At 73.3% G+C, this 6,616-nt stretch carries 6 protein-coding genes; 4 read left to right on the top strand and 2 right to left on the bottom strand.

Annotated features, from left to right (window positions below):
- Positions 1–1,209: flagellar hook-length control protein FliK (locus I53_RS35615; RefSeq protein WP_148291261.1), on the bottom strand; the 1,209-nt coding region annotated here is incomplete at its 3' end.
- Positions 1,210–1,542: 333 nt separating this feature from the next.
- Here I53_RS35615 and mnmA point away from each other — a divergent pair.
- From mnmA to I53_RS28620, 4 genes are all read left to right on the top strand, one after another.
- Positions 1,543–2,697, top strand: coding sequence for a tRNA 2-thiouridine(34) synthase MnmA (gene mnmA, locus I53_RS28635; RefSeq protein ID WP_043357434.1), 1,155 nt, complete (start codon positions 1,543–1,545; stop codon positions 2,695–2,697).
- A gap of 25 nt (positions 2,698–2,722) precedes the next feature.
- A complete protein-coding gene (locus tag I53_RS28630; protein WP_043357432.1) occupies positions 2,723–3,376 on the top strand; it encodes a class I SAM-dependent methyltransferase in 654 nt (217 codons plus the stop codon).
- Positions 3,373–4,167 carry a TVP38/TMEM64 family protein gene (locus tag I53_RS28625; RefSeq protein WP_043357430.1) on the top strand — a complete coding sequence of 265 codons (795 nt, stop codon included), beginning with the start codon at positions 3,373–3,375 and terminating at the stop codon, positions 4,165–4,167. The genes I53_RS28630 and I53_RS28625 overlap by 4 nt, the downstream gene beginning before the upstream one ends.
- A gap of 210 nt (positions 4,168–4,377) precedes the next feature.
- On the top strand, positions 4,378–5,865 hold the full coding sequence (locus I53_RS28620; RefSeq protein WP_043357428.1) for a HAMP domain-containing sensor histidine kinase: 1,488 nt from the start codon (positions 4,378–4,380) through the stop codon (positions 5,863–5,865).
- 93 nt (positions 5,866–5,958) lie between these two features.
- Here the strand turns inward: I53_RS28620 and bioB are convergent.
- On the bottom strand, positions 5,959–6,616 hold a 658-nt coding region (gene bioB / locus I53_RS28615), incomplete at its 5' end, for a biotin synthase BioB (protein WP_043357436.1).

The raw sequence follows: 6,616 nt of genomic DNA, 5'->3' as shown, positions 1-6,616 counted from the left end.
GGTCATGACCCNCCCATGCGCCTTGTCGATCTCCAGCTGAACGTCGATGCGCCCGAGTTCGGCCGGATCGAGCCGGATCTGGAACTCGTTCGATCCGCGCAGGGAGCGCAGGCCGATGGTCATCGGCACCTGGCCGATGGGGATGGGCGGATCGGTCTGGACCGGCGCGGCGGTCTGGTTCGGCGCAGCGGTGCCCTCTGCGGCCTTCGTCGTGCCGACGGCCGGGCTCGACGGGACCGGCGGCGTCTGGCCGCCCTGCGGGGCCGGGGGCGTGCCTGAGAGCGGACCTGCGCCCTGTCCCATATCGGCCAGGGCAGTCAGGAAATCCTGGCCGTCCTTGTCCGATGTCGCGACCGCGGAGCCGCCGGCCGCCGGGCCTTCCACCGGGACGGTGCTCTTCCCCACCGAGCCCGGCTCGTTGCCGGCGCCTGCCGCCTTCGCCCCGGAGGGGGTGCCGGCGATGCCCGATACGGCATCACCCGCGGGGCTGCCGACCGGCCCGCCGCTGCCGGGAGCGCCCACGGCCGCGCCCGTTCCGAGGAGCGCTGTCCCGCCGTCCTGCGCGGTCGCCGCGCCGGTGCCCGCGGGCGCCTCGGTCTTGACCGTTCCGGTCGCCGCGCCGCCCTCGGTTAGCGCGGCGATGAGGGCCAGCAGCGAGGCGGCAGGGTCCGAACCGGCGGGCGGGGCAGCGGGCTCGGCCGTCTGCGGCGCCGCAGTCTCAGCCTGCACTGTCGTCTCGGCCTGCGCCGCCTCGGGAGCCGCCGTGTCGCCTGTGGCGGAGGCGCGATCCGATGAGGTCGTGGCAGCCTCGGAGCCCTGTCGTGCGGCGGGTTTCGCCTGGCCCGTCTGTGCGTCGCGCGCCGCGGCCGGCATCCGGGCCTCCGGGCGTGCGTCTGCGGCGGCGCGCGGTGCGTCGGCCTTGCCGGTACGCCCCGCCGGAGCCGCTGCCTCCGCCTGTCGGGCGCGGTCGGCCGTCCGGTCCGCGGCGCGGGTCTCGGCCTGCCGCGCTGAATCCTGCGCACGGTCGCCGGCCGCCCGGGCGGCCTGGGCCTGATCGCGCTGATCGGCCTGTCGGGTGCGGGCCGACGCGGCGAGGTCGCGCAGGTCGGCCGTGCGGGCGCGCGTCTCCGCCGCGTCGTCGCGGGCCTGGGCGGCGGTCAGGGCGGCGCCGAAGCGATCCTGCGTCGAATCCCCGGCCCGGGCGGCCACGCCCGCCGCCTCCCAGCCCGACCGCGGTGCAGACGCACTCCGCGCGGACGGAATCCAGGTGGTGACATCCAAACGATCCGCCGCACCGCTCGCCATACCGGACTCCTCTGGGCCGCCCGCAGCAAGCCGCGCGCCACCGGGGTGGCCCGCTAAGAGACTGAAAAATATGGTGCTCTTCCGCGGCGCGCGGCGTGGCCCTGATCGAACCTGCCGCCCGATCGGCAGGATCTGCCGGGTGTCGGCGCTGGCCGCCCTGGAAAGCCGGGCGAAGTCCCGCTATAGACGGCCCGTGCAGCCAGGAAGCTTCCGGGCCGGCGGCTGCGGACCCTCGCGATGAACGCCCTCGATCTTCCCAAAGCCCCCCACGAGACGCGCGTCGTCGTCGCCATGTCGGGCGGCGTCGATTCCTCCGTGGTCGCTGGCCTGCTGAAGCGGCAGGGCTTCGACGTGGTCGGCGTGACGCTCCAGCTCTACGACCACGGCGCGGCGAGCCACCGCAAGGGCGCCTGCTGCGCCGGCCAGGACATCAACGATGCACGGGCTGCGGCGGAGCATCTCGGCATCCCGCATTACGTCCTCGACTACGAGGACCGCTTCCGCGACGCGGTCATCGAAAAGTTCGCCGAGAGCTACCTCGCGGGCGAGACGCCGATCCCCTGCGTCGAGTGCAACCGCACGGTGAAGTTCCGCGATCTGCTGGGCCTCGCCCGGGACCTGAACGCCGATGCGCTGGCCACCGGCCATTACGTGGCGAGCCGGGCGCTGCCGGGCGGCGGCCGGGCGCTCCACCGCGCCCTCGATCCGGCCCGGGACCAGAGCTACTTCCTCTACGCCACCACGGCGGAGCAGCTGGCATTCCTGCGCTTTCCCCTGGGCGAGCTGGAGAAGACCGAGACCCGCGCGCTCGCGAAGGATCTCGGCCTGTCGCTCGCCGAGAAGCCGGACAGCCAGGACATCTGCTTCGTGCCGCAGGGCCGCTACAGCGACGTGATCGCCCGCCTGCGCCCCGATGCGGCGCGGCCCGGCGAGATCGTCGACCTCGCCGGCCACGTCCTCGGCCGGCACGACGGCATCGTCCACTACACGGTGGGGCAGCGGAAGGGCCTCGGCCTGTCCGGGCCGGAACCGCTCTACGTGGTGCGCCTGGAGCCGGATGCGGCCCGGGTGGTGGTCGGACCACGCACAGCCCTGGCCACGACCCGGATCCGCCTCTCGGACCTGAACTGGCTCGGCGAGGGCCCGGCCGAGGCCGTGCGCGACCTGCCGGTGGCGGTGCGCGTGCGCTCGACCCGGCCGCCGCGCCCGGCGACACTCACGGTCGGGCCGGACGGCACGGCCGAGATCGTTCTCACCGAGCCCGAGGACGGCGTGTCGCCGGGCCAGGCCTGCGCGATCTACGCGGATGACGGGCCCCGGGCCCGGGTCCTGGGTGGCGGCACCATCCGGCGTGTCGACGCGTTGTCGGCCCGGCCCCGCGAGGCCGCCTGATCTCAACCTCTGGAACCTTCGAACGATGCTGAGCGAGCCGCAGATGGCCGGGCCGAGCACGGCCCTGATGCGCAAGGCCTATGCCCGCTGGGCCCCCGTCTATGACGTGGTCTACGACAAGCTCACCGAGCCCGCGGCCCGCGCCGCCGTCGAGGCGGCGGCCGAGCATGGGCCGCGGATCCTGGAGGCCGGCGTCGGAACCGGGCTGGCGCTGGGCTACTATCCGACATCGAGCTTCGTCTGCGGCGTCGACCTCTCCGAGGACATGCTCAAGCGCGCCCGTGCCAAGGTCCGGCGCCGGAACCTGTCCCACGTGAAGGGGCTGCAGGTGATGGATGTCTGCCACCTGGGCTACGCCGATGCGAGCTTCGACGCGGTGGTGGCACAGTTCCTCATCACCCTGGTGCCGGATCCCGAGGCCGCGATGTCCGAGTTCCTGCGGGTGGTGCGGCCGGGCGGCGGCATCGTGCTCGCCAACCATTTCGGCCAGAGCGACGGCCCGGTCGCCCGGGTCGAGGAGATCGTGGCCCCGCTCTGCACCAAGATCGGCTGGTCGTCGGACTTCAAGGCGACGCGGATCGAGGCCTGGGCCCGGCGCAACGGCGTCGAGGTCCTGGGATTGAAGCCGACCTTCCCGGGCGGGTTCTTCAAGATCCTGCGGATGCGCAAGCCCGGGTGATCGAGACCGGGAACGCGCCCGTCGGCGAAGAGCGGCGTGACGGACGCTGGAAGCGGCTGCGGCGCTGGCTCCCGCTGGTGCTGCTCCTGACGGTGTCGGCGATCGTCGTGGTCTCCGGCGCCGCCCAGCTCCTGAGCCTCGACCGACTCCTCGCCTCGCGGATCTGGCTGCGCGGCTTCGTCGAGGCCGGCTATCTCCGCGCCTTGGTCGCGGCCTACTGCCTCTATGTCGGGGCCGTGGTCGTGTCGGTGCCGGCCACGCTGATCCTGACGATGGTCTGCGGCTTCCTGTTCGGCATCGTGCCGGGCGCGCTCACTGCGGTCTGCGCGGCCACCACGGGGGCCGCTCTCGTGTTCGCCATCGGCCGGGGGCCGGGGGCCGACCTGCTCCGGCGGATCGGCGGCACGCGCCTCGCCGGGCTGGCCGAAGGCTTCCGGCGCGATGCCTTCGGCTATATCGCGGTCCTGCGCCTCCTCCCCCTGTTCCCGTTCTGGGTGACCAACCTCGCCCCCGCCGCCTTCGGGGTGAAGATGCGGGTCTTCGTCCTCGCGACCTTCCTGGGGCTGCTGCCCGGCGCCGTCGTGTACGCCACCACGGGAGCGGGCATCGAGGACGTCGTCGCCGCCCACGAAGCCGCCAAGGCGGCCTGCCTGGCGGCGGGGGCGGGCGGCTGTGACGACGCCCTGAGCCTGCGGGCCCTCGTCACGCCCAAGATGGTGGCGGGCCTCGCGATGCTGGCCGTCTTCGCCCTGGTCAGCGTGCTGCTGAGCCGGCGCGCCAGACGCGGCTGAGAGCGACGCCCGGGATACGCAATCCTCCGCCGGCTGTGTTTTTCCGTGTCTGAGGGCACATGCAACCGCCTGTGGGTGGATATCGTATAGTGCTCACTGCCGAGAGCCTGTATTGCCGCCTGCGAATCTGTGGCTTGCGAACATGTATCCCGCGAAGGCCGGACCCGGCTCGAGCTTTCTCAATCCGCCCTCCGCCGATCCGAATCCGCGATGCCCGCGCGGAGCGTGACCGGCGTGTCCGTCGAGTCCGATGAGGCCGCGGCACCGGCGATGCCGGCGTCCGCCCCGAGCCGCGATCTGCCGGAGCGGCGCACGGCCCGCCTCGGCCTGTCGGGGCGGCTGTTCCTCGTCACCGTCGCGTTCGTGGTGGTGGCCGAGGTGCTGACCTATGTGCCGGCGGTGGCCAATTACCGGGTCGAGTGGATGTCGGACCGCCTGGCGGCCGCGCAGGTCGCCGCCCTGGTCCTCGACGGCCGGACCGGGGAGCCGGTCTCCGAGGCGCTGGAGAGCCGGCTCCTGGCCGGGGTGAATGCCCGGGCGATCGCGGTTCGCGGCGGTGGCGCCCAGCGCCTGCTCGCCATCGAGCCCATGCCCGAGCAGGTCGCCGACATCGTCGATCTGCGCGACGTCACAGCGCTGTCGGCGATCCGGGGGGCGTGGCGCACCCTTGTGGCGCCGGTCCGCGAGCCGATCCGCGTGATCGGGGAGGGGGGAATCGGCTTCGACCGGGTCGAGATCCTCCTCGACGAGGCGCCGCTGCGCACCGCCATGATCGACTATGCCCTGCGCCTGCTGGTCTCCTCGCTGATCATCGCGGCCGCCGCGGCGGGCCTCGTCTTCGTGGTGCTGCAGGTGCTCATCGTGCGGCCGGTTCGGCGGCTCGCCACGAGCATCACGGTCTTCGCGGACGATCCGGAGGATGCGGGGCGGATCATCGCCCCGTCCCGCCGCAGCGACGAGATCGGCCAGGCCGAGCGGGCGCTCGGGCGGATGCAGCGCAGCCTCGCCGACCAGCTCCGCCAGAAGCGGCGGCTCGCCGAACTCGGGCTCGCCGTCAGCAAGATCAGCCACGAGCTGCGCAACCTGCTGACCGGCGCGCAGCTTCTCGGCGATCGCCTGGAGGGTACCGAGGATCCGACCGTTCAGCGTGTGGCCCCGCGCCTCGTGGGGACGCTGGCCCGGGCGATCCGCTTCTGCGAGGCGACGCTCGCCTACGGGCGCGTCTCCGAGCGGACGCCGCTCCTGGCCAGCACGCCGCTGGCGCCCATCTTCGCGGAGCTTCCGGATCTCGCCGCGCTGGCGGCGCATCCGGTCTCCGTGGAGGTCGCGGCGGCCGACCTGAGCGTGCAGGCCGACCCGGAGCAACTGGCGCGGGCGCTGGCCAACCTCGTCCGCAACGCCGTGCAGGCGCTCGACGGGGCCGCCGTGCCGGAGGCTGCGGTCCGCGTCGTGGCCTCCCGCGGGGCGCCGGGCCGGATCACGATCCTGGTCGCCGACAACGGCCCCGGCCTGCCGGCGCGCGCCCGGGAGAACCTGTTCGCGCCGTTCCAGGGCTCCATGCGCTCCGGCGGCACGGGGCTCGGCCTGCCGATCGCCGCCGAGCTGATCGGGATCAACGGCGGCACGCTCACCCTCGATGCCTCCGAGGCCGAGGGGCTGAGCGGCGCGCGCTTCCGGATCGTCCTGCCGGAGGGCTGACGCGATCGGCCGTGGGCGGCGGCCGTCACCACCCCATCAGCGCGCGCGGCAAGGTCCCAGCGGCAAGGCGCGAGCGGAAAGGCGTCCGTGGGCCTATTCCGCCGCGGCCCGGACCGGTTCGCCGACCCGGATGCCGAGATCGGCCAGCAGGGCCGCGTCGTCGTCCTGCCCGTTATTGGCGGTGGTCAGCAGCCGCTCGCCGTAGAAGATCGAGTTGGCGCCCGCCAGGAAGCACAGCACCTGCGCCTCACGGGTGAGGCTCTTGCGGCCGGCGCTGAGACGGACCCGGGATCGCGGCATCACGATCCGCGCCGTGGCGCACATGCGCACGAGATCGAACGGATCGACCGCCGGCTGGTCCTCCAGCGGAGTACCGGGCACCGCCACCAGGGCGTTGATCGGCACGCTCTCGGGATGGGGGGCGTGGTTGGACAGCACCTGGAGCATCGCGGCGCGGTCGGTGACGCCCTCGCCCATCCCGACGATGCCGCCGCAGCACACGCCGATCCCGGCCTCGCGGACATTCGCGAGGGTCTGCAGGCGTTCGTCGTAGGTCCGGGTGGAGATGATGTCCTCGTAGAAATCCGGGCCGGTGTCGAGGTTGTGGTTGTAGGAGGTCAGCCCGGCCTCGGCGAGCCGTCCGGCCTGGGAGGGCGTGAGCATGCCGAGCGTCACGCAGGCTTCCATGCCGAGGCCGCGCACGCCACGCACCATGGCGAGAACCGCGTCGAACTCGGGGCCCGTCCTTGGG

It is taken from the genome of Methylobacterium sp. B1, from assembly GCF_000333255.1.
Classification (GTDB): Bacteria; Pseudomonadota; Alphaproteobacteria; order Rhizobiales; family Beijerinckiaceae; genus Methylobacterium; species Methylobacterium fujisawaense.
This window is presented reverse-complemented; position numbering and strand designations above follow the sequence as displayed.

What these genes read in the sequence shown, in the direction of transcription:
- mnmA (WP_043357434.1), top strand. Translation starts at nt 1,543, where the DNA reads ATGAACGCCCTCGATCTTCCCAAAGCCCCCCACGAGACGCGCGTCGTC.
- I53_RS28620 (WP_043357428.1), top strand. Translation starts at nt 4,378, where the DNA reads ATGCCCGCGCGGAGCGTGACCGGCGTGTCCGTCGAGTCCGATGAGGCC.
- I53_RS28630 (WP_043357432.1), top strand. Translation starts at nt 2,723, where the DNA reads ATGCTGAGCGAGCCGCAGATGGCCGGGCCGAGCACGGCCCTGATGCGC.